The sequence below is a fragment of the Mesorhizobium sp. M7A.F.Ca.US.014.04.1.1 genome (genome assembly GCF_003998745.1).
Classification (GTDB): domain Bacteria; phylum Pseudomonadota; class Alphaproteobacteria; order Rhizobiales; family Rhizobiaceae; genus Mesorhizobium; species Mesorhizobium ciceri.
Genome location: NZ_RZRW01000024.1, coordinates 1 through 22,315 on the forward strand (window position 1 = coordinate 1; position 22,315 = coordinate 22,315).

General features: G+C 62.2%; 20 protein-coding genes, 2 tRNA genes and 1 pseudogene. 12 read left to right on the forward strand and 11 right to left on the reverse strand.

Translation table 11 applies throughout. From position 1 onward, the window contains the following. From EOA22_RS03130 to EOA22_RS03150, 5 genes are all read left to right on the forward strand, one after another. Nucleotides 1-655: ATP-binding cassette domain-containing protein (locus EOA22_RS03130; RefSeq protein ID WP_164755208.1), on the forward strand; the 655-nt coding region annotated here is incomplete at its 5' end. Between the two features lie 39 nt (nucleotides 656-694). Next, on the forward strand, nucleotides 695-1,735 hold the full coding sequence (locus EOA22_RS03135; RefSeq protein ID WP_013532176.1) for a sugar ABC transporter substrate-binding protein: 1,041 nt from the start codon (nucleotides 695-697) through the stop codon (nucleotides 1,733-1,735). A 145-nt stretch (nucleotides 1,736-1,880) separates the two neighbouring features. After that, on the forward strand, nucleotides 1,881-2,876 hold the full coding sequence (locus tag EOA22_RS03140) for an ABC transporter permease (RefSeq protein WP_063167796.1): 996 nt from the start codon (nucleotides 1,881-1,883) through the stop codon (nucleotides 2,874-2,876). Nucleotides 2,877-2,889: 13 nt separating this feature from the next. Next, entirely contained in the window at nucleotides 2,890-3,660 is a 771-nt protein-coding gene (locus tag EOA22_RS03145) for an SDR family NAD(P)-dependent oxidoreductase (protein WP_063167795.1), read from the forward strand. After that, nucleotides 3,657-4,340: a GNAT family N-acetyltransferase gene (locus EOA22_RS03150; RefSeq protein ID WP_063167794.1), complete on the forward strand. Its 684-nt coding sequence runs from the start codon at nucleotides 3,657-3,659 to the stop codon at nucleotides 4,338-4,340. Before EOA22_RS03145 ends, EOA22_RS03150 begins: the two co-directional genes overlap by 4 nt. Here the strand turns inward: EOA22_RS03150 and EOA22_RS03155 are convergent. Next, nucleotides 4,328-4,403, reverse strand: a tRNA-Val gene (locus EOA22_RS03155). The genes EOA22_RS03150 and EOA22_RS03155 overlap by 13 nt on opposite strands. A 216-nt stretch (nucleotides 4,404-4,619) precedes the next feature. Here EOA22_RS03155 and EOA22_RS03160 point away from each other — a divergent pair. Continuing rightward, nucleotides 4,620-4,696: transfer RNA gene (locus tag EOA22_RS03160), tRNA-Asp, on the forward strand. A 145-nt stretch (nucleotides 4,697-4,841) separates the two neighbouring features. On the opposite strand, the gene rbsK is transcribed toward EOA22_RS03160, so the two are convergent. From rbsK to ugpC, 3 genes are read right to left on the reverse strand one after another with little or no spacing between them, the layout of a single operon-like run. Then, a complete protein-coding gene (rbsK, locus tag EOA22_RS03165) occupies nucleotides 4,842-5,771 on the reverse strand; it encodes a ribokinase (protein WP_127389835.1) in 930 nt (309 codons plus the stop codon). A gap of 4 nt (nucleotides 5,772-5,775) precedes the next feature. Beyond that, complete coding sequence (locus tag EOA22_RS03170) at nucleotides 5,776-6,228, reverse strand: RbsD/FucU family protein (RefSeq protein ID WP_027162392.1); 453 nt, start codon at nucleotides 6,226-6,228, stop codon at nucleotides 5,776-5,778. Between the two features lie 21 nt (nucleotides 6,229-6,249). Continuing rightward, nucleotides 6,250-7,308, reverse strand: a complete 1,059-nt coding sequence (gene ugpC / locus EOA22_RS03175) for a sn-glycerol-3-phosphate ABC transporter ATP-binding protein UgpC (protein WP_024504587.1) — start codon at nucleotides 7,306-7,308, stop codon at nucleotides 6,250-6,252. A gap of 289 nt (nucleotides 7,309-7,597) precedes the next feature. On the opposite strand from ugpC, the gene EOA22_RS03180 reads away from it, so the two are divergent. The 3 genes from EOA22_RS03180 to EOA22_RS03190 all read left to right on the forward strand — a co-directional run bounded on the left by EOA22_RS03180 (nucleotide 7,598) and on the right by EOA22_RS03190 (nucleotide 11,416). Beyond that, nucleotides 7,598-9,262 carry a sugar ABC transporter substrate-binding protein gene (locus EOA22_RS03180; protein ID WP_013532183.1) on the forward strand — a complete coding sequence of 555 codons (1,665 nt, stop codon included), beginning with the start codon at nucleotides 7,598-7,600 and terminating at the stop codon, nucleotides 9,260-9,262. 88 nt (nucleotides 9,263-9,350) lie between these two features. After that, nucleotides 9,351-10,472: a sugar ABC transporter permease gene (locus EOA22_RS03185; RefSeq protein WP_024504588.1), complete on the forward strand. Its 1,122-nt coding sequence runs from the start codon at nucleotides 9,351-9,353 to the stop codon at nucleotides 10,470-10,472. Between the two features lie 26 nt (nucleotides 10,473-10,498). Further along, nucleotides 10,499-11,416: a carbohydrate ABC transporter permease gene (locus EOA22_RS03190; RefSeq protein ID WP_013532185.1), complete on the forward strand. Its 918-nt coding sequence runs from the start codon at nucleotides 10,499-10,501 to the stop codon at nucleotides 11,414-11,416. A 50-nt stretch (nucleotides 11,417-11,466) separates the two neighbouring features. Here the strand turns inward: EOA22_RS03190 and EOA22_RS03195 are convergent, their stop codons facing one another. Both EOA22_RS03195 and EOA22_RS03200 read right to left on the reverse strand, forming a co-directional pair. Then, nucleotides 11,467-12,210, reverse strand: a complete 744-nt coding sequence (locus tag EOA22_RS03195; RefSeq protein ID WP_063167792.1) for a creatininase family protein — start codon at nucleotides 12,208-12,210, stop codon at nucleotides 11,467-11,469. A 3-nt stretch (nucleotides 12,211-12,213) separates the two neighbouring features. Beyond that, on the reverse strand, nucleotides 12,214-12,780 hold the full coding sequence (locus EOA22_RS03200; RefSeq protein ID WP_027162393.1) for an SIS domain-containing protein: 567 nt from the start codon (nucleotides 12,778-12,780) through the stop codon (nucleotides 12,214-12,216). Between the two features lie 178 nt (nucleotides 12,781-12,958). Between EOA22_RS03200 and EOA22_RS03205 the strand changes: the two genes are divergently transcribed. Next, nucleotides 12,959-13,981 (forward strand): aldo/keto reductase, encoded by a 1,023-nt coding sequence (locus EOA22_RS03205; RefSeq protein ID WP_063167791.1) that lies wholly within the window; start codon nucleotides 12,959-12,961, stop codon nucleotides 13,979-13,981. Nucleotides 13,982-14,125: 144 nt separating this feature from the next. On the opposite strand, the gene EOA22_RS03210 is transcribed toward EOA22_RS03205, so the two are convergent. The 4 genes from EOA22_RS03210 to clpP all read right to left on the reverse strand — a co-directional run bounded on the left by EOA22_RS03210 (nucleotide 14,126) and on the right by clpP (nucleotide 19,616). After that, nucleotides 14,126-14,398: an HU family DNA-binding protein gene (locus EOA22_RS03210; RefSeq protein WP_006201846.1), complete on the reverse strand. Its 273-nt coding sequence runs from the start codon at nucleotides 14,396-14,398 to the stop codon at nucleotides 14,126-14,128. Between the two features lie 298 nt (nucleotides 14,399-14,696). Continuing rightward, the gene (gene lon / locus EOA22_RS03215) at nucleotides 14,697-17,108 is read right to left on the reverse strand and encodes an endopeptidase La (RefSeq protein WP_127389836.1); all 2,412 of its coding nucleotides are present in this window, start codon (nucleotides 17,106-17,108) and stop codon (nucleotides 14,697-14,699) included. Nucleotides 17,109-17,414: 306 nt separating this feature from the next. Continuing rightward, nucleotides 17,415-18,689 (reverse strand): ATP-dependent Clp protease ATP-binding subunit ClpX, encoded by a 1,275-nt coding sequence (gene clpX / locus EOA22_RS03220; RefSeq protein WP_013532190.1) that lies wholly within the window; start codon nucleotides 18,687-18,689, stop codon nucleotides 17,415-17,417. Between the two features lie 297 nt (nucleotides 18,690-18,986). Continuing rightward, nucleotides 18,987-19,616, reverse strand: coding sequence for an ATP-dependent Clp endopeptidase proteolytic subunit ClpP (gene clpP / locus EOA22_RS03225; protein ID WP_013532191.1), 630 nt, complete (start codon nucleotides 19,614-19,616; stop codon nucleotides 18,987-18,989). Nucleotides 19,617-19,954: 338 nt separating this feature from the next. Between clpP and EOA22_RS03230 the strand changes: the two genes are divergently transcribed. Both EOA22_RS03230 and EOA22_RS03235 read left to right on the forward strand, forming a co-directional pair. Continuing rightward, nucleotides 19,955-20,545 (forward strand): hypothetical protein, encoded by a 591-nt coding sequence (locus tag EOA22_RS03230; protein ID WP_063167790.1) that lies wholly within the window; start codon nucleotides 19,955-19,957, stop codon nucleotides 20,543-20,545. A gap of 49 nt (nucleotides 20,546-20,594) precedes the next feature. Beyond that, entirely contained in the window at nucleotides 20,595-21,974 is a 1,380-nt protein-coding gene (locus EOA22_RS03235; protein ID WP_063167789.1) for a pyridoxal-dependent decarboxylase, read from the forward strand. A 25-nt stretch (nucleotides 21,975-21,999) separates the two neighbouring features. Here EOA22_RS03235 and EOA22_RS03240 read toward each other — a convergent pair. Further along, a pseudogene (locus EOA22_RS03240) lies at nucleotides 22,000-22,315 on the reverse strand (sarcosine oxidase); the annotation flags it as partial.

Here is a 22,315-nt window from a genome sequence, read left to right on the forward strand (position 1 = left end):
GGGCGACAACGGCGCCGGCAAATCGACACTGGTGAAGATCATATCAGGCGGACTGGAGCCGACATCGGGCCGCATGCTGTTCGAGGGCAAGGAATTCCTCGCCAAATCACCGGCCGAGGCCAAGGCGGCCGGCATCGAGACCGTCTACCAGGATCTCTCGCTGTGCACCAACGTCGACGTGGTCGCCAATTTCTTCATGGGCCGCGAGATCACCCGCAAGTTTCTCGGCATTCCCGTGCTTGACGAGCGCGCCATGGAAGCCGTCGTCGGAAAGGCGCTGGCCAATGCCGGCACCCGCATTCCCTCGCTGCGCGCCAATGTCGAGCATCTTTCGGGCGGCCAGCGGCAAGCCATCGAACTCAACCGCTTCGTGCACTGGGGCGGCAAGCTGGTGCTGCTCGACGAACCATTCGCCGCCCTCGGTGTCGAACAGACGCGGCGCGGTCTCGACATGATCCGCCAGGTGGCCAACCAGGGCATCGGCGTCGTCATCATCACCCATATCATGCACGACGCTTTTCAGGTCGCCGACCGGATCGTGGTGATCCGCCAGGGCGTCGTGGCCGGCGATGTCGCACGCAATAAAACAAGTCCCGACGCGGTGATCAACATGATCACCGGTGAGACGCTTGCCGGTGCCGGACCGACAGGCTGAGGGACAAAAGAGGGGTCCGGCTTAAGAGGAGCGAACGACATGAAGCGAATACTTCTTGCTGTCTTCGGTATCCTTGCACTGGCCTTTGCCACGCTCACGCCGGCATTCGCCCAGTCCAAGGGTATCGTCTACTATATGGTGCCGACCCTGCTGGACGAGTTCCAGACCGGCTCGGTGAGCGCGCTGGAACTGTTCCTGAAGCAGACCGGCTACGAGATGAAGACGCTGAACGCCGACAACAAGACCGACGCCCAGCAATCGCAGATGAACGATGTCATCGCGCTGAAGCCGGCGGCCATCATCCTGGCTGCAGTCGACTTCAATGCGCTGAAACCGTCCATCGAAGCCGCGCGCGCCGCCGGCATCCCGGTGGTCGAGTTCGACCGCCAGATCACCTCGACCCCGTCCGACTTCACCTCTGTCGCCGGAACGGTCGAGATCGGCTACGTCGCCGCGGATCAGGCCGAGAAGCTGCTGAAAGCCAAGAACGGCTCGGTGAAGGGCAAGGTTCTGCAGGTGCTCGGCGACCCCGGCGATCCCTACACGCTCGACATCCAGAAGGGTTTTGAGGAGAAGATGAAGGCATTTCCGGACGTCAAGATCATCTCGCTTCCGGCCATGCAATGGGAAGCCAGCAATGCCGGCACAATCGTTGCCGACCAGATGCTGGCCAACCCCGACATCGACCTGATCTTCAGCCATGCCGCGCACCTATCGGTCGCCGCCGTCGCCTCGCTCGAGGCGGCCGGCAAGAAGCCGGGCGACGTCATGCTGATGAGCTCGAACGGCGCTCCGGTCGGCCTCGACCTGATCCGCAAGGGCTGGCTCAACGCCGAAATCGAGCAGCCGCTTTACGCGCAGGCCGCGGCTGTCGCCATGTTCATGGACAAGATCGTCAAGAAGCAGGAAATCAAGCCCGGCGAATACGACGTGCTCGGCCTGAAATCGACCGTGACCAAGGAAGCCTGGGGTCCGAACATCAAGATCCCCGGTGCAGCGATCACCAAGGAAAACGTCGATAATCCGGCCTTCTGGGGCAACCAGAAGCCGCCGACGGACACCGTCAAGTCGGTCGAATAGTCATCTGAAAGCGCTCCGGGCCGTAGCGGCCCGGAGCCTGCCTTTCACACCGCCGCGTCCGAAAGGATGCCGTGGCGAATTTGAATCCGCGCCTGAACCCGACGAAATCGAGTTGATTTCGCGGGGGCGCCAACCGGATCAACCCATGAACCCGCGCACACGCAAAGCCCTGGAGTTCGTACTCGACAACCTCGTCTGGTTCATGCTGCTGTTCGTGCTGGTGGTCTTCTCCATCTTCGTCCCGAACTACTTTCAGCTCGGCATCTTCGCCAATATCATCGAGGCTTCGAGCGTGCTCGGCGTCATGTCGATCGGCCTGGCGCTGGTGATCATCGCCGGTCACATGGATCTGTCGGTCGAATCCGTCGCAGCGCTCAGCGCCATGGCGGTCGGCATCCTGTTTTGCTCGTCGGGCATCGGCATGGGCGTGCAGCTGCATCCCGAGTGGCTGATGGTTCCGGTTTCGCTGCTGCTGGCGCTGGCAGTCGGGGGTCTCATCGGCGCCTTCAACGGCTATCTGGTGGTCAAGGTGAAGATGAGCGCCTTCATCATCACGCTGGCGTCCTACATCTGGGTGCGCGGCCTCGTGTTGGTCGTGTCGGGCGGCCGCTCGGCGCAGGACCTGGCGCCGGCCATCCGCTGGTTCGGCATCCAGCGCCTTGTCGGCCTGCCGCTCACCGCCTGGATCGCGGTTGGCTGTTTCGTGGTCTTTTCGCTGATCATGGCCAAGACGCCGCTCGGCCGGCATCTGGTGATGATCGGCGGCAACGAGACGGCGACCTTCCGCGCCGGCATCCGGGTGAACCGCAATCTCATCATCGCCTTCGTGCTCGCCGGCGCCATCGCCGGCCTGGCTGGCTGGCTGCTGGCGATCCGCACGTCGGGCGCCACCGCCAATCTCGGCGTCGGCTTGCTGTTCAACGCCTTCGCCGCGGTCGTCATCGGCGGCGTCAGCCTCAAAGGCGGCGTCGGCACCCTCCCCGGCGTCTATGCCGGCGTGCTTTTGCTCTCGGCCATCAACACGGCGATCAATTTGATGGGCCTGCCGGCCAATTTCACCCAGGTGATTCATGGCCTGCTGGTGCTGGCCGCGGTGCTGCTCGACGCCTTCAAGCAAACCATTCGCCAAAGACTCGCATGACAGGACGGCTCGCATGACAGGACGGCTAAAAGACAAGGTGGCGCTCATCGTCGGCGCCGCCCGCGGCATCGGCAAGGGCATTGCGCTCCGCTTTGCCGAAGAGGGGGCGCGGCTGGTGCTCGCCGACACCGAAGTCGAGGCCGGGCAAGCGACCGCTGGCGAGTTGGGCGTCCCCTTCATCCGCACCGACATCTCGCAAATGAGCGACGCCAAGGCCGCCGTGGCGCTGGCGCTGAAGCAGCATGGCCGTCTCGACATCATCGTGCAGAATGCGGGCATCTATCCCTGGCAGCTGATCGAGAACACCAGCGCCGACGACTGGGACCGCGTCATGGCGGTCAATCTGCGCGGCACCTTCAATGCCAGCCGCGCGGCCCTGGTGCCGATGAAGGCGCAACGCTTCGGCCGCATGCTCTACACCTCCTCCATCACCGGTCCGCATGTCACCAGCCCGGGCCATGGCCACTATTCGGCCAGCAAGGCCGGCATCAACGGCTTCATCCGCGCCGCGGCACTGGAATTCTCCGGCTACGGCATCACCGTCAACGGCGTCGAGCCCGGCAACATCCTGACCGAAGCGATCGAGCTGCATCGCGGCGAGGCGTTCATCAAGAACATGGAGGATTCCATCCCGCTTGGCCGCCTCGGCAGCCCGCGCGACGTCGCCAATGCCTTCCTGTTCCTCGCCTCGGACGATGCCAGTTACATCACCGGCACGACCATCGTCGTCGATGGTGGCCAGTTGCTGCCCGAAGGCAGCGATTTCCGGCTCGTTCCGCCATGATCATCGATTTCGGCGATGGCTTCTTCCTGCGCCAGGCGACCGAGGCCGACCATCCAGCACTTGCCATGATCTGCCTCAAGACCGGTGATGCCGGCCAGGATGCAACCGGTCGCGAAGACGCTCCGGATCTGTTGGGCCAGATCTACACCATCCCCTACCAGGTGCTGGAGCCCGACCTCGCTTTCATCGTCGATGGGCCAACGGGCGCCGCGGGCTATCTGCTGGGTGCAAAAGACACAAAGGCTTTCAATGCAGGCCTGGCAGCAAAGTGGTATCCGCGCCTTCGCGCGCAGGTGACCGATCCCGGACCCGACCGCGCACGCTGGAGCGGCAGCGACTGGGCTCGCCACCAGATCCATCATCGCGACTTCACCATTCCGCCGGCCCTGGCTGCCTACCCTTCGCACGGTCATATCGACCTTTTGTCGCAAGCGCGTGGCAAAGGCATCGGCCGGCGGGCGATGGCTTTTCTCGAGCAAAGGCTCGCCGCGCTCGGTTCACGCGGGCTTTGCCTCGAAGTGATGCCGGACAATCACAACGCGCTGCGCTTCTACAGGGCCATCGGATTCGCGGTGTTGCGGGAGCCGGGATTGCCGGACCACAGCATCTATGTCGCCAAACGGCTGACAACCGCACCGGAGATCGTGCGCACCGGAGATCGTGTGAATGGTGGGCGATGACGGGCTCGAACCGCCGACATCTTCGGTGTAAACGAAGCGCTCTACCAACTGAGCTAATCGCCCGCTCCGGGCCGGACCTTTAAGCGGTCAGGGTCCGCTTCGCAAGGCCAAATGAGCGCAGGACGCCCTGGTTGGATGCCGGTTTTGCCAACAAAACGCCGGCTGTCAAAAAACCTTCTCCTGTTTGCTGTTATGATGGTTTGGTGCGCTTGACACCCGGTGGCGAACCCCTTATCCAGCGCCCCAACGACGAACACGGCTGACACGTGTTCGCCATGCGCGGGTGTAGCTCAGTTGGTTAGAGTGCCGGCCTGTCACGCCGGAGGTCGCGGGTTCGAGCCCCGTCACTCGCGCCATTTCTCTCAAGGGTATCAAGCCCTTGGCTTTGGAGAAATGTCGACATTGATTGTCAAAAATGTTGTCTTGCAAGAGACCTGAGGTCCAAGAGACCTGAGGTCACTCAGGTCCGTTCGGCCCGTGCAGACGTCTTGCCGCGCAAGATCATCCTCTCGCCAGCAGCGCCTCGACCTCCTGCAGCGTCGGCATGGATGGCGCAGTCCCTGGCCGGGTCACCGAGATTCCGGCGACGGCGCAAGCGAAGCGCACCGCCTGCAGCGGTTCCACGCCCCTCGAAAGTGCTGCCGCAAGCCCGCCATTGAAGGCATCGCCTGCCCCCGTGGTTTCGACCACCGGGCCGGCACTGACGGCTGGAACATGGTCGGAGCGATTTTTCGAGTGCAAAAGCGCGCCCTTGTCGCCGAGCGTGACGATGACTGTGCCGACGCCCTTTTCGAGCAGACTGTCCGCAGCGGCTCGCGCCTCGTCGACCGAGGACACCTTCATCCCGGTCAGTTCCTCCGTCTCGGTCTCGTTGGGTGTGAAGTAGTCGCAGAGCGTGTAGATGCGGTCGGGAAGCTTTGCCGCAGGGGCCGGATTGAGGATCGTCGTCACCCCTGCCCCACGCGCGATCTCCAACGCCCGCATGGCTGCTTCGATCGGCTGTTCGAGCTGCGTGACAAAGACGCCGGCATTGCTGATCAATGCGGCATTGGCTTCGATATCGGCTGGAGAGATCAGCATGGCAGCACCGGGGCTGACGATGATGGCGTTGTTGCCGGTGGTCTCCTCGACGAAGATGTAGGCCGCGCCGGTGTAGCTTTCCGGCGTGTCGATGACGGCATCCTTGACGCCCGCCTGCGTCCAGGTCTGCCTGGCCATGTCGGCGAAGGGGTCTACGCCGAGGCGGGTGAGGAAGGTGACGTCGGCGCCGGGCTTGCCGGCGGCCACCGCCTGGTTCGAGCCCTTGCCGCCGGGACCCAGCGTGAAGGATGTGCCGAGGATCGTTTCGCCCATGCGCGGCTGCCGCTGCGCCCTGTAGGCGGTGTCGGCGACGAACACACCCAATATGACGACCGGCTTGCCCGAAGCCATGCCGCTACTCCGCATCCGGCGGCACGACGCCCTTGCGGAAGGCGAAGCAGCCATAGAAGCGGCGTTCGCCGGTCTGGATGACACAATAGGCTTGTTTGGCGCGCTCGTAGAAGGCGTAGCGCTCGACCGCGATCATCGGCCACGACTTGCCCTCGGCCTTATCGACTTCCTTCTGCACTTCCTTCTGCACTGCAGGAATCTCGTCCGGCTTGCCGACGATTTCCATGCGCGCGGCCGAATCGTCGACGAACGTGTCGAGCGGGTAGAGCGACAGCACCGCCTTGACCACTTGCGCGGCCGAGGCATCGATGCGCAGCACGCGGCCGAGCGCCGTCTGGCGCGCCACCGAATCGGACGGAAAATTGGTGTCGGCGATGATCAGATCATCGCCATGCCCCATTGCCCGCAATGCCTGCAGCACGTCGGCATTGAGCAGCGGGTTGATGCCTTTGAGCATGGTATTCCTCGTGAGTTGGGATCAGAGACGCTTGCCGGTCTCTGCGTCGAAAAGATGGATCTGGTCGAGCCTTGGCTTCAGCTTCAGCGTATCGCCCGGCTTGAAGTCGTGGCGCTCGCGAAACAGCGCCACCATCTCGCCTTCGCCGAAGCGCAGGAACACCAGCGTTTCCGAGCCGGTCGGCTCGACCACCGAAATCTTCGCCGGCACGCCGTCGGGATGGATCTCGAGGTGCTCCGGTCGCACGCCATAGACGACCGCTTGACCGTCCTGCGCGGCATTGCCCGATCCGATCGGGAACAGCGTGCCTGCGATGTCGACACCGGGCTTGTCGCCCTTGCGCATGGTGCCCTTGAGCAGGTTCATCGAAGGCGAGCCGATGAAGCCGGCGACAAACAGGTTGGCCGGGCGGTCGAACAGTTCCAGCGGCGCGCCGACCTGCTCGATGCGGCCGTCGCGCATGACAACGATCTTGTCGGCCATGGTCATGGCCTCGATCTGGTCGTGGGTGACGTAGATGGTGGTGGTCTTCAGCCTCTGGTGCAGTTCCTTGATCTCGGTGCGCATCTGCACGCGCAGCTTGGCGTCGAGATTGGACAGCGGCTCGTCGAACAGGAACACCTGCGGATTGCGCACGATGGCGCGGCCCATGGCCACGCGCTGGCGCTGCCCGCCGGAAAGCTGGCGGGGATAGCGCTTCAGATAGGGATTGAGGTCGAGGATGTCGGCGGCGCGCTTGACCCGCTCGGCGACCACGGCCGGATCGGTTTTCCTGAGCTTGAGCGCGAAGGCCATGTTCTGCTCGACCGTCTTGTGCGGATAGAGCGCATAGTTCTGGAACACCATGGCGATGTCGCGCTTGGCCGGCGGCAGATGATTGACGACGCGGTCGCCGATGGCGATCGTGCCGGCGGAGACGGTCTCCAGCCCGGCCACCATCCTGAGCAGCGTGGACTTGCCGCAACCCGAAGGGCCAACCAGCACCACGAACTGTCCGTCTGCGATATCGACGCTGACTTCGTGCAGAACCTTGACCGTTCCAAAGGCCTTGGCCACCTTGCTGATCGCGACTTGCGCCATGTCTCCCCCATCGGCTCCATTAGCCGTAGGCGCAGAAGCTAACCAACGCGACCTGCCAGGGCAAGTCGGTCCCTTATAGATAAAAACCCGCTCTCGTTGACACGGCGTTGGGTTGTGAGAATAGTGGCAGGCGCTGGTCAAAATGTCGGTGCCCGATCCGCAATCGGAACTTCAATCGACGCAGGGTGGGGTCCTGCCTAATTCGTTTCCGAAACGGGAGCATCGTTGGCGCTCCGGCGTCCGACAGTTGGCCGATTTATTCCCACTGATGTTCTGGGAGGAATAGGCGATGAGAACGGGTCTTTACGACAAACTGGTTCGAGCCGGCGCCACAAGGCGCGACATATTGAAGGGTGCGGCAAGCATGGCCGCGATCGCAGCCGCATCCGGCGCCGGACTTGGCGCCTTGACGCGCCCGGCCTCCGCGGCAAGCGAATTGCGCACAAAAATCCTGCAGATCCCCGGCGTCGGCAAAGGCCAGCCGACGGACGCCGATTTCCAGAAGGTCGGTGAACTCTGCCTCGAAGCCACCAAGGCCAATGTCAAGGAAGGCGAATTCGCCGGCGTCGAGCTGACCTTCATGGGTCTCAACAACCAGAACCTGCACAATGTGCTGTTCCGCGGCTTCCTGAAGCCATGGGAGACCTATACCGGCGCCAAGATCAACTGGATCGACCTGGCGCAGGCCGACTACAACGCCCGCCTGCAGCAGTCGATCGCGACCGGGACCGTCGACTTCGACATCATCGAAATGGGCGCGCCGTTCGAAGGTGATGTCTGCGGCAAGGGCCTGACGTCGGAAATGCCCGACTGGGTCAAGACCCAGATCGATTTCGACGATCTGGTCAGCTATCTGAAGCCGCCGGTCGGCACCTGGGACGGCAAGCAATACCGCGTGACCGTCGACGGCGACGCGCACAACTTCAACTACCGCACCGACGTGTTCGCCGATGCCGACCTCGCCAAGGCCTGGAAGGACGGCGGCGGCGAAGGTGAATGGGGCGTGCCGAAGACCTGGCAGCAGGTTCAGGCGGTGACCAAGTTCCTGAAGGGCAAGAAGCTCAAGGACCAGGACGTCTATGGCTATCTCGACGCGCCGAAGCCCTGGGGCGGCTTCGGCTTCTATTTCCTTGGCAGCCGCGCCACCGCCTATGCCAAGCACCCCGACGACAAGGCCTGGCTGTTCGACGCCGACACGATGAAGCCGCGCGTCAACAATCCGGCCTGGGTGCGCGCCATCCAGGACGTCATCGACGCGCTGCCCTCCGAACCCGCCGACCAGATCAACGCCGATCCGAACACGACCGCCTTCCAGCAGTTCCTGGCCGGCACCGGCTCGATGGTCACCTGGTGGGGCGACGTCGGCTCCAACGTCAAGACCAACGACTCTTCCGTCGTCGGCGACGTCACCGGCTTCTCGATCCTGCCGGGCTCGGACGATGTCTACAATGCGAAGACCGGCGCCTGGGACAAGCTCGCCAGCGGCCCGAACTATGCGCCCAACTGCGCCTATCTCGGCTGGGGCGTCTATGTCATGGCCCGCGTCGATGCCGACGAAAAGAAGAAGAAGGCGGCATGGTCCGCTGCAGCCCATCTCGGCGGCAAGGACCTGTCGATCTGGACGGCGATGTATCCGTCGGGCTTCCAGCCTTACCGCAACTCGCATTTCGACATTCCCGAATGGGTGGCGGCCGGCTACGACGAGGCCTTCATCACCTCCTACCTCAAATCGGAATCCGACAGCTACAACCATCCGAACGCGGCGATCGAGCCACGCATCCCCGGCATCTTCCAGTACTACAGCGCCGCCGAGGACATCCTGGCCAACACTTTCGCGGGCAAGATGAAGGCGCAGGAAGGCGCCGACGCCATCGCGGCGGCATGGGAGAAGCTGACCGACCAGATCGGGCGCGACAACCAGATCAAGCTCTACAAAGCTTCGCTCGGCATGTAGGCTGGCCTATGAACCGTGGTCCGGCGGCAACGCCGGACCACTTTAGACAGGCTCCGGCTCCTCGAGAGCCTTCAAACGGGCGAGATTTGTGGCTGACCAGACATCGACCGCGAACCCGTGGCCGGCAGATGCCGGCACTTCCGATCTGATCTCTCCAGGCCGTAAACGCCTTGGCTGGGCGCTGATGGCCGTTGCGACGCTTGGCCTGCTGGCGACGATCGTGCTGGAGATCCTCTACAAGGGCAGCCCCGATACGATCGGCTTCGAGACCTGGCGCCCCGTCGTCTATGCCTATGTGCTGTGGGGCGTGGCGATCGGTGTCGGCCAGGTGCTGACGCGCGGCGAAGACGGCCAGCGTGCCCTGTTTCTGCTGCCGGCGCTGCTGTTCACCATCGCCATGGTCATCTTCCCGACGCTGTTCGGTTTCTACATCGCACTCACCGACTGGAACCTCAGTTCCTTCAGCGGCCGCCGGTTCAACGGGCTCGACAATTTCTGGCAGATGCTGGGCGATCCCTACTACCGCAACGCGCTGTTCAACATGGTGCTCTACGTGCTGGCGGTGGCGGTCGAATATGTCATTGCCTTCGGCTTGGCGCTGCTCCTCAACGCCCAGATCCGGGCGCGAAAATTCTTCCGCGTCGTCTTCCTGATGCCGCTGATGCTGTCGCCGGTCGCGGTGTCGTGGATGATCGGAAAATCGCTGATGGAATACAGGTTCGGACCGGCCGCAACGCTGGCGCGCCATCTCGGCTGGGAAAATCCGGCCTTCTTCTCCGATCCGATCATCGCGCGCATATCGATCATGATACTGGATGCCTGGACCTTCATTCCGTTCATGATGATCATGCTGCTGGCCGGGCTGCAGGCGATGTCGCGCGAGGTGCTCGAAGCCGCACGCGTCGACGGCGCCAATGCGTGGCAGACCTTCTGGCAGGTCACCTTCCCGCTGATGCTGCCGGTGTCGGTGACGGCGGTGGTCCTGCGCATCATCTTCAAGCTGAAGCTTGCCGACATCATCATCACCGTGACGTCCGGCGGCCCCGGCGGCGCCACCGATTCCGTGTCGAGCTTCATCTACCGCGAATACCGCGACCGCTCGAATGTCGGCTACGGAACCATGCTGGCGATGGCCTATCTGGTGATCATCGTCGTGTTCGTCACGTGGTTGTTGAAATTTGCCAACCGTTTTGTCCGCAATGTCAATTAAAGCAAGATGGGGGTGAATTGAGCCCGATGAGCGTTCAGACCACCGAATATGTCGCCTCGGAGATCCGCTCGCCGGCGAGCTTCCTCGCCAGCCGCGTCTTCATCTATGGCGCGCTGGCCTTCTGGGCGTTCATCTGCCTGTTCCCGATCTATTGGACGATCACGACCTCGTTCAAAACCGCAGTCGACGTCACGCAAGGCCATCTCATCCCCTTCGTCGACTTCCAGCCGGACTGGAAGGGCTGGCGTTCGCTCGGCCTGTCGCCGGACTCGATCTTCCAGACCTCGACCGTGCGCGAGGAGTTCCTCAAGCGCTTCATGAATTCGGTGATCACCTCGGTCGGCGCGTCGAGCCTCGCCATCATCATCGGCAGCCTCGCCGCCTACGGGCTCACCCGCTATCGCTACCATTTCGCCTGGTTCAAGAACGAGGACATCTCGTTCTTCTTCCTGTCGCAGCTGATCCTGCCGCCGGTGGTGCTGGCGCTGCCCTTCCTGGTGCTCTACCGCGAGGTCGGCCTGCTCGACACGCGCATCGGGCTGATCCTGCTCTACACGCTGATGGTGCTGCCGATCGTCATCTGGATCATGCGCGACCAGTTCAACTCGATCCCGGTCGAGCTCGAGGAAGCCGCCCTTGTCGACGGGCTGTCGATCTGGGGCGCGTTCTTCCGCATCGTCATGCCGATCGCGCTGCCGGGCATGGTCGCCGCCTTCATCCTGGCGATGGTGCTGTGCTGGAACGAGTATTTCTTCGCCGCCCTTTTGACCTCGACCGACGCCAAGACGATCCCGGTCATGGTGGCGAGCCAGACCGGCTCGCAAGGCATCAACTGGTGGTCGATGGCGGCACTAGCGACGGCGGCCATCGCGCCGCTCGCCGTCATTGGCATCGCGTTGGAGCGCTATCTGATCATGGGCATGACCGCGGGCGCGGTGAAGTAGCATGGCGCCCTCTTACCTTCTCCCCCTTGTGGGAGAAGGGAAGCCGCGCGCTAGCGTCCCAATATTGCCCGCAGGTGGTCCATGATCATGGCGACGCCCTTCTGCCCGAGCTCTGCCGAAGCATCCTTGGCGCTCGCCGTGTACCAGCCGGTATTGTCGGCGAAGTGATTGGCATCGACAGCCTCCGGGCATAGCGCCAGCATCAGCGAGGTCTCGCCAATGCCGGCATGGTCGAACGGGTACTTGCCGTTCATGTCAGCCGACATCAGCGGATGCACCTGCACCCAGTTGAAGAAATTTTCACCCGCCGCGTGTCCTGAATAATAGTCCGCCATCGCCTGCGACCCCCACCAGCCCTCGCCGCGCTCCTTTTCGAGGAAGCGGAAGATCGCCTGGCGGCCGGCGGCCTTGAACGCCAGATCGGTCGGCATGCCGGCGACAAAGTTCTCGGTCTGGTGGTGGATAATGGCGTGGATGTTGCGGAAGCCGATGCGCAACAGGCTGTAGAACAGCTCCTCGCCGAACGGCGCCAGCGCATTGCCGCCGACCTGCACCGAGCCGCTGCCTTCCGGCGGCGCCACCGCATAGCTTGCCGCACCGTAGTAGAAGGGCGGCAGGATGACGACGTCCTTCTCCTTTTCGAACAGCTCCAGCGTCTTGATGACGGCCAGCGTGTCCATGCCGACGGCCATATGCTCGCCATGGTATTCCAGCACGCCGAGCGGCAGAGCGACCGGCCAATTCTCGGCGATCGCCCTGCGGATCTGGTGTGGCAGCATCAGTTCATAGCGCATGATCTATTCCATGTTGGTGTGGCGGGCGCGCATGGCTTCGGGCGACACGCCGGTCAATTCCCTAAGCTTCAGCACCATCACCTCAAACAGCAGGAACAGCGCGCCTTCGAACACCGAGCCCATCGGCAGGACCGATGTTTTTTGCGCCCCCTGATCGTTGGCCATGGTCTGCGCGGGAATGAGCAGCGTGAAGTCGGCAAGCCTTGCCGCGCTGCCTTCGGCCTGGGCGGTCAGCAGGAGATTGGTTGCACCTGCTTGGCGCGCGACCTGCATCAGGGTCAGCACGGTCGAGGTTTCTCCCGGCCCGGAACTGACCAGGAAGACATCGCCCTGCCCCAGCGGCGGCGTGTTCATGTCGCCGACCACGGAAACCGGCAGGCCCAAATGGTAGAGCCGCATGGCAAAACCCTTGACCTGCAAGGCCTCGCGGCCGCAGCCATAGACGACGATCTGTCGCGCGCCGGCTAGCGTTTTGCAGGCGGCGTCGATCCGGCTTTCGTCGATGCGTGCCAGCACGCCACCCAGCTCCTCAAGTGAGGTCTCGAACAGGCTTTTGCTCTTGTCGCTCACCGCAAACCCGCCATTGAAAAATCACCCTGGTATTTGCCGCTCTTGCTGCCACGAACAGCTTGATTTCGTTCATGCTAGCAACCGCGAAAATGCGTGTCCAACGCGCAGCTATGCTTTTGCCTGATCACAGGCGTGATAGTGTCATGTCAGACAAATCAGGCGAGGCAAACAGCAGGATATGAAGACACGGCATTTCGACCGCATCGGCAATGGCGGCATCAGTTTCACCGAGCTCGGCTTCGGCGCGGCGCCGCTCGGCAATCTCTACCGTGCCGTCTCCGACGAGGACGCCAACGCTACGCTGGAGGCCGCCTGGGCGACCGGCTGCCGCTACTACGACACCGCGCCGCTCTATGGGCTCGGCCTCTCGGAAACGCGGCTCAACCCGTTCCTGCGCGGCAAGAAGCGCGACGACTATGTGCTGTCGAGCAAGGTCGGCCGCATCATGCGTGCCTGCCCGCCCGAAGAGCGCACCGGCATCGGCAAGTTCTTCGACACGCCATCACGCCGCGAGGTGTACGACTACAGCTATGACGGTGTCATGCGCTCGTTCGAAGCCTCGCTTGAGCGCCTCGGCGTCGACCGGATCGACATCCTCTTCGTGCACGATGTCGACATCTTCACGCATGGCAGCAAGGAAGCCTCCGACCGGCGCATCGAGGAGTTCATGCGCTCGGGCTATTACGGCCTGCTGTCGCTGCGCGACCAGGGCGTGATCAAGGCGTTCGGCGGCGGCATCAATGAGTGGCAGGTCGCGCAGACGCTGGCTGAGCGCGGCGACTTCGATCTGTTCCTGCTGGCCGGGCGCTATACGCTCTTGGAACAGGAGGCGCTGACGTCCTTCCTGCCGCTCTGCCAGGCACGCGGCATCGGCATCGTTCTCGGCGGACCCTACAACTCCGGCATCCTCGCAACAGGGCCGAAGCCCGGAGCCTACTACAACTACTCCGAAGCGCCGAAGGACATACTCGACCGGGTCGCCGGGATCGAGAACGTCTGCAAGCGTCATGGTGTCAGGCTGATCGAGGCCGCCCTGCAATTCCCGCTGCTGCATCCTTCAGTCGTTTCGGTGATCCCCGGTGGCCAACGGCCGAGCGAAGTCGAGAGCAATCGCTCGCTGCTCGATGCGAAACTGCCCGCAGCACTTTGGGCGGATCTCAAGGAGGAAGGTCTTATGCGCACTGATGCGCCGACCGCATAAGCCGGCCGCGTCGCGTCAGCGTCGGGCACCAAAATGAAAAGCCGGGCAAGCCCGGCTTTTCTGGTCGCATGAACCGGCGTAGGGCACCAAAATGAAAAGCCGGGCAAGCCCGGCTTTTCTGAGGTCTCTGAAAAGAAAAAACGCTTAGTTGACTGCGTCCTTGAGGCCTTTGCCGGCCGAGAACTTCGGCACGGTACGCGCCGGGATCTTCACTTCGGCGCCGGTCTGAGGATTGCGGCCGGTCGAGGCGGCACGCTTTGACACGGTGAAATTGCCAAAGCCGACAAGCCGGACATCGCCGCCCTTCTTCAGTTCGCCGGTGATCACGGAAAATACCGCATCGACCGCCGACTGCGCGTCACCCTTCGAAATGCTCGCGGCGTCGGCGACAGCGGACACCAGTTCGTTCTTGTTCATAAAAATTCCCTTCCATGAGAACACCGGAACTATCGACTCATCCGGCAGGAAACGGACTTTAGAAAGAAGCGCTCCCGCAACCAAGTCGAAAAGGCAGGAAAAAAGCGGAAAAAGCCCGGAATTCCGGGGTTTTTCACATGAAAAAGCCGGGCGTCAGGCCCGGCTCTCCGTTTGTGCGCTGCAACCTCGACGAAAACCAACGCATGGCCCCGAAAACCGTAGCCGGTTTGCGGCAAGGGCCATGCGCAAGTCTGGGCGTTAGAGCGTCCTTTGTGCGTCCAGATGGACGCCCGGCGCTCTAATGCGCCAGGGACTTTCCAGCGTCGTCGGCACTGTCTGTCGCAGCCGGCGGATTGACCGGCTCGACCCATTCGATCGGCTCCGGCATACGCACCAGCGCGTGGCGCAACACCTCGCCGACACGTGAGACCGGAATGATCTCCATGCCGTTCTTCACATTGTCCGGAATCTCCGCCAGGTCCTTGGCATTGTCTTCCGGGATCAGCACCTTCTTGATGCCGCCGCGCAGTGCGGCGAGCAGCTTCTCCTTGAGCCCGCCGATCGGCAGGATGCGGCCGCGAAGCGTTATCTCGCCGGTCATCGCCACATCCGCCCGGACCGGAATACCCGTCAGTACCGATACAATGGCTGTCGCCATGGCAGCACCTGCAGACGGGCCGTCCTTCGGCGTGGCGCCTTCCGGCAAGTGCACGTGGATGTCGCGCTTGTCGAACAGCGGCGGCTCGATGCCGAAATCGACGGCGCGCGAGCGGACATAGGAGGCCGCCGCCGAAATCGATTCCTTCATCACGTCGCGCAAATTGCCGGTCACCGTCATGCGGCCCTTGCCGGGCATCATGACGCCTTCGACCGTCAGCAGCTCGCCGCCGACTTCCGTCCAGGCGAGTCCGGTAACGACACCGACCTGATCGTCAGCCTCGACCTGACCGAAGCGGAAGCGTTCAACACCGAGGTAATCGGCGAGGTTCGCCGCCGTGATGTTCACCGTCTTCTTCTTCGTCTTCAGGATCTCGGTCACCGCCTTGCGCCCGAGCTTCATCAGCTCGCGCTCCAGGCTTCTGACGCCCGCTTCACGGGTGTAGGTCTGGACGATGGCGCGGATCGCGTCCTCACCGACGGAAAACTCCTTCGGCTGCAGCGCGTGATCGCGGATCACCTTAGGCATCAGGTGCCGCTTGGCGATCTCGATCTTCTCGTCCTCGGTGTAGCCGGCGATACGGATGATCTCCATGCGGTCCATCAAGGGCGCCGGGATGTTCAGCGTGTTCGCCGTCGTCACGAACATGACGCTCGACAGATCGTATTCGACCTCGAGGTAGTGGTCCATGAACGTCGAGTTCTGTTCCGGATCGAGGACCTCGAGCAACGCCGATGACGGATCGCCACGGAAGTCCTGGCCCATCTTGTCGATCTCGTCGAGCAGGAAGAGCGGGTTGGACTTCTTGGCCTTCTTCATCGACTGGATGACCTTGCCGGGCATCGAGCCGATATAGGTGCGCCGGTGGCCACGGATCTCGGCCTCGTCACGCACGCCGCCCAGCGCCATGCGGATGAACTCGCGTCCAGTCGCCTTGGCGATCGACTTGCCGAGCGAGGTCTTGCCGACACCGGGAGGGCCGACGAGGCACAGGATCGGCCCCTTCAGCTTCTTCTGGCGGCTTTGCACGGCGAGATACTCGACGATGCGCTCCTTGACCTTGTCGAGGCCGAAATGGTCGGTATCGAGCACGTTCTGCGCGAAAGCCAGGTCCTGCTTGACCTTGGAGTTCTTGCCCCACGGGATAGACAGGATCCAGTCGAGATAGTTGCGCACGACCGTCGATTCAGCCGACATCGGCGACATCGTCCGGAGCTTCTTCAACTCGGCTTCCGCCTTTTCGCGGGCCTCCTTGGAGAGCTTGGTCTTCTTGATGCGCGCCTCTATCTCGGCGGCCTCGTCGCGGCCGTCCTCGCCTTCGCCGAGTTCCTTCTGGATCGCCTTCATCTGCTCGTTCAGGTAGTACTCGCGCTGCGTCTTCTCCATCTGGCGCTTGACACGCGAGCGGATGCGCTTCTCCACCTGCAGGACGGAGATTTCGGCTTCCATGAAGCCCATCGCCTTTTCCAGCCGCTCCTTGACCGAAAGCGTGGCCAGCATCTCCTGCTTCTCGGGGATCTTGATGGCGAGATGCGAGGCAACCGTGTCGGCGAGCTTGGAGTAGTCGTCGATCTGGCTGGCAGCACCCACCACTTCGGGCGAGATCTTCTTGTTCAGCTTGCCGTAATTCTCGAAATCGGTGACGACCGAACGCGCCAGCGCCTCAACCTCGACCTCTTCCTCTTCCGGCTCGACCAGCGCCGCGGCGCGGGCCTCGTGGAAATCGGGACGGTCGGTGAACGAGACGATTTTCGCACGCGAGGCGCCCTCGACCAGAACCTTGACGGTGCCGTCGGGCAGCTTGAGCAATTGCAGCACATTGGCGAGCGTGCCGATGTCGAAAATGGCATCGGGCTCGGGATCGTCATCAGCGGCATTCATCTGGGTGGCAAGCAGGATCTGCTTTTCCTGACCCATCACCTCTTCCAGCGCCTTGATCGACTTCTCACGCCCGACGAAGAGCGGAACGATCATGTGCGGGAACACCACGATGTCGCGCAGTGGGAGAACTGCGAAGACGCCGTCGCTGGGTGCCTTGGATACTTTGGCCATTGTCCAACCTTTCATGTCGCGGCCGCTAATTGAGCCAACCGCGAATCTTATATTAACGACCGGGGATCGTTCCGCCTACCACCGTTTGTGACGGGAGTTTTACAGCACAGAAATCGGGCACCTCGGCCTTCTCCAGTTAGTTGGATGCACGACCCCCAAAGATCAAGGGGCGTGTCCAAATCCGCACTCCCAACCCGTCCGCGAGTGACACATTTGCGACGCCAGCCCGTACGCCGCGCAAAACCGCTGTGCGACAGCAAAACGGCGCCTTGCGGCGCCGTTTCAGAATTTCGCTGCGGGCTCATGTCAGGCGCTGACATTGCCCTTCTTTTCCTTCTGCTCGGAGTAGATGTAGAGCGGCCGGGCACTGCCGGTCACCACCTCCTCCGAAATCACCACTTCGCGCACGCCTTCGAGTGCGGGAAGCTCGAACATCGTGTCGAGCAGGATCGCCTCCATGATCGAACGCAGGCCGCGCGCGCCGGTCTTGCGCTCAATAGCGCGCTTGGCGATCGCCGAAAGAGCGTTCTCATGGAAGGTCAGGTCGACATTTTCCATCTCGAACAGCCGCTGATACTGCTTGACCAGCGCGTTCTTCGGCTCGGTCAGGATCTGGATCAGCGCCGGTTCGTCGAGATCTTCCAGCGTCGCCAGGACCGGCAGACGGCCGACAAACTCAGGGATAAGACCGAACTTCAACAGGTCCTCGGGCTCGACCAGGCGGAAAACATCGCCAGTGCGGCGATCCTCCGGCGAAGCGACGACCGCGCCGAAGCCGATCGACGTCTTGCGGCCGCGATCCGAGATGATCTTGTCCAGCCCGGCGAAGGCGCCGCCGCAGATGAACAGGATGTTGGCTGTATCGACCTGCAGGAATTCCTGCTGCGGGTGCTTCCTGCCGCCCTGTGGCGGCACGGAGGCGACGGTGCCTTCCATGATCTTCAAGAGCGCCTGCTGCACACCCTCGCCCGACACGTCGCGGGTGATCGAGGGATTGTCCGACTTGCGCGAAATCTTGTCGATTTCGTCGATGTAGACGATGCCGCGCTGGGCGCGCTCGACATTGTAGTCGGCCGACTGCAACAGCTTCAGGATGATGTTTTCGACGTCCTCGCCGACATAGCCGGCTTCGGTCAGCGTCGTCGCGTCAGCCATGGTGAACGGCACGTCGATGATGCGGGCCAGCGTCTGCGCGAGCAGCGTCTTGCCGCAACCGGTCGGGCCGATCAAAAGGATGTTGGACTTCGCCAGTTCGACATCGTTGTTCTTGCCGGCATGCGCGAGGCGCTTGTAGTGATTGTGGACCGCCACCGACAGCACGCGCTTGGCGTAGGGCTGACCGATGACATAGTCGTCGAGAACCTTGAGGATCTCCTGCGGTGTCGGCACGCCTTCGCGCGACTTCACCATCGAGGTCTTGTTCTCTTCACGGATGATGTCCATGCAGAGCTCGACGCACTCGTCGCAGATGAAGACCGTCGGACCGGCGATCAGCTTGCGCACTTCGTGCTGGCTTTTGCCGCAAAACGAGCAGTAAAGCGTGTTCTTGGAATCGCCGCTGTTGTTGCCGACCTTGCTCATTTTCATGTCCTTTCATGGCCGCCCGCCGATGGTCTGGCTGAAAGGGCGCATACTCTATCTATCGCGGGAATCCGCCGCCGCCAGTGTGTCCCGGCTCCCGCAACGCATTCCGTACGAAACACAAATCAGAAAACGTGGCAATGATTCGCGACAACCCCGCATAAAGCTAAGCCGCCGAAACTCAACATAGCCTTAACGTAGGCAATCCTGTCCCCCGAGGGAACAGCCAATTGTGGCCGAAATGCCGCAAGACGCGCCAAAAGCGCGTGATGGTGCCATCCAACTGCCAACTTGCCTTTATGCCAGCGCCCCTTCGGCCGCCTCGCGCGACGAAATGACCTTGTCGATGAGGCCGAAATCCTTGGCTTCGTCGGCGGTCATGAAATGATCGCGGTCGAGCGTTTTCTCGATCTCTTCATAGCTCTTGCCGGTGTGCTTGACGTAGACCTCGTTGAGGCGACGCTTCAGCTTGATGATATCCAGGGCATGGCGCTCGATGTCGGACGCCTGGCCCTGAAAGCCGCCGGAAGGCTGGTGAACCATGATGCGGGCGTTCGGCGTGGCAAAGCGCATGTCCTTGTGACCGGCAGTCAGGAGCAGCGAACCCATCGAAGCCGCCTGGCCGATGCAGAGCGTCGACACGGCCGGCTTGATGAACTGCATGGTGTCGTAGATCGCCATGCCCGAGGTGACGACGCCGCCCGGCGAATTGATGTAGAGGTTGATTTCCTTCTTCGGATTCTCAGCTTCGAGGAACAAAAGCTGCGCGCAGACCAGCGTCGCCATGCCGTCCTCGACCGGACCGGTGATGAAAATGATGCGCTCCTTGAGGAGGCGCGAGAAAATGTCGTAGGCCCGCTCGCCGCGATTGGTCTGTTCGACCACCATCGGAACGAGGTTCATGTAGGTTTCGACGGGGTTCTTCATCAGGTATCTCTTATCTCGCGGTGGGATTCCGGCGCCGGGAATGCCGGCAGATCGGGCAGAATCGGTTCTGGATCGGTATTCCGTAAATAGGATGCCGGCTCGTCCTTGTGCAAGGCCGACCCCTCCTAGCCATCTGGGTAAGTCGAATCAAGCTTTCTGACCAAGGATTCGCGGCGGCGGATGCTTCCGCGGGTCCGGAGCCGCATCGCCGGCCCCGCAACGTAGCAGTTTCTTAACCGCGTCACTTAACGAAATGCGCCGAAACCGCTTTTTTCCGAGACGGCTTCCTCTACAATTCAACGTTGAACTTATGCATAGAGTTCAACAGGGGGAGTGCCATGCCCGGGAAAACCGCATGCTTCACCATTGCCGGCCTGACCGTGCTCGGCACGATTTCGCAGACGGCGGCCGGCGGCCGCGCCGTCGAATGCTATGAACCCGTCCGCAGTCCGGCCGTCTATGACACGGTCTATGAAGACGTGATGATCAGTCCGCCCGGTCAGCAGGTCGACTATATCGCCCCTATCTTTGGCACGCGCGAGCGCGTCGTGATGACCGTTCCGGCGCAAGTGACCTACCAGATCGTACCGGCCGTCACCCGCACCGTCTACCGTACGGTCCGGGTCGATGGCGGCGGCTATTCCTGGGAATGGCGCGTCATCCATGGCCGCAAGGTGCTGTGCAAGGTATGGCACAAGGCGCGCTACGAACGCGTCGCAGAGACCATCGTGATCCAGCCCGAACGCACGCGGCGCGTCGTCATTCCCGCACAATATGACAGCATCGCCGAGGAGGTGCTGGTGCGGCCGGAACAAAGGCGCGTCATCGATGTCCCCGCCTCCTACCAGACCGTCGCGCGTCGTGTGTTGGTCCGGGAAGGCTCATCCAGTTGGCGGCGGGTGCATATTCCCAGGCATTGCCAGGATTAGCGCGCATGGCGTAACCTGCGTCGCAGCGGATCTCCGTTGGGCTGAGGGCATGCGCGACCTGGAAATTTCCAATCAGGAATTGTCAGACCTTGCCGAAGAAGCCTTGGCGCTTGCCAAAGCTTATTGGGCCTCCCTCGAGGAACGTCGGACGTATCCCACGACCAGCGGCAAACAGACGACGGAACTCTTCTCGCGGCCTTGGCAGGAGAGCGGTCGTGGTCGGGAAGTCTTGCAGGATTTCAAGTCGATAGCGGAGCATGTGCGGCCTTCAACCGGCAGGTTCTTCGGTTATGTCGTCGGCTCCGGCGAACCGATCGGCGCGCTGGGGGAATTGCTGGCTGCGGTGCTCAATCAGAATGTGACGTCGTGGCGCTCGGCACCGGCTGCGACATCGATCGAACGCGCCGTCGTCGAATGGTTGGCGGAGGCTGTCGGTTGCCCCGGATTTACAGGCAGCCTGTGCGGCGGCGGCTCGACGGCGAACCTCATGGCCCTGGCGATGGCGCGGGAAGCGAAGCTGCCAGCCAACGAAACAGGCGTGCGACCGTGCGTGATCTATGCTTCCGAGCAAGTGCACATGTCCATTCCCAAGGCCGTCGCGCTGTTGGGGATCGGTAGAAAAAATCTCCGTTTGATCCCTGTCGACGACAAATTCAGGATGCGGACGGATGCCCTCCAGGCGGCTATTGCCGCCGACCGCGCCATCGGCAACATGCCCATCGCCATCGTGGCCACGGTCGGCACCATCATCTCCGGTGCGATCGATCCCCTTCCCGAAATCGCAGACATTGCCCGTAGGGAAGCGTTGTGGATGCATGTCGATGGGGCCTATGGGGGACTGGCGGCGCTGGCCGTCCCGGAAAAGTTCCAGGGACTGTCTTTGGCGGATTCGCTGTCGCTCGATGCGCACAAATGGCTCTATCAGCCACTCGATTGCGGCTGCCTGCTCAATCGCCACCCAGACATTGCGCGCACGACTTTCTCGCACAGCGACGACTACGTCAGGATATTGAGCGAAGACCCAACGGAAGCATTTGCATTCTTTGAAGAGTCGATCGAACTGTCTCGGCGCTTCCGTGCGCTGAAGCTCTGGATGTCGCTGCAGTATCACGGGCGCCGTGCCTATCGCGAAGCCATCGCGCGCGATCTCTACCATGCCCAGATGCTGGCACAGGCAATCGCTTCACAGCCGGAGCTTGAGCAGCTTGCGCCGGTATCGCTAAGCGCGGTCTGTTTCCGTCACCGCTCTAAGGACAATGAAGCGATCCTGCGCCGTGTGATCGCGCGCGGCCGCGTGTATCTGTCGAATGCAACGATCAACGGTCAATTCGCGCTGCGGGCGTGTTTCGTCAATCACAGGACGACCTTGGATGACGTTCGGGCGATTGTGTCCGAAGTCATTGCCGCCGCAGACGAACTCAATCATTGAACCGCTGCGGATTTGGCCTCGTGTTTCAGGCGACCTCCGCCCGCAGCCATGCCTTCAGACCGGCGATATCCCCATCGCCGACAGCAGCGGCAACGCGCCTGCCGACCGCCGCGCCGAACTTGTAGCCGTGGCCGGAGCATGCCGAGACAACAAGGCATTTGCCCTTTCCATGCGCCATGAATTTTTCGTCTGATGTGAAAGTGTAGGCGCAGGTGACGACCTCGGTCACGCGATACTCCGCGATGCGGGCGATCGGCGGCGAAAACAGGTTGCGGATCGCCTCGCCCTCGCCCGCCACCGGCTGACGGTTCCAGTCGGCGTCGCTGGTCGGCACCCTGTGC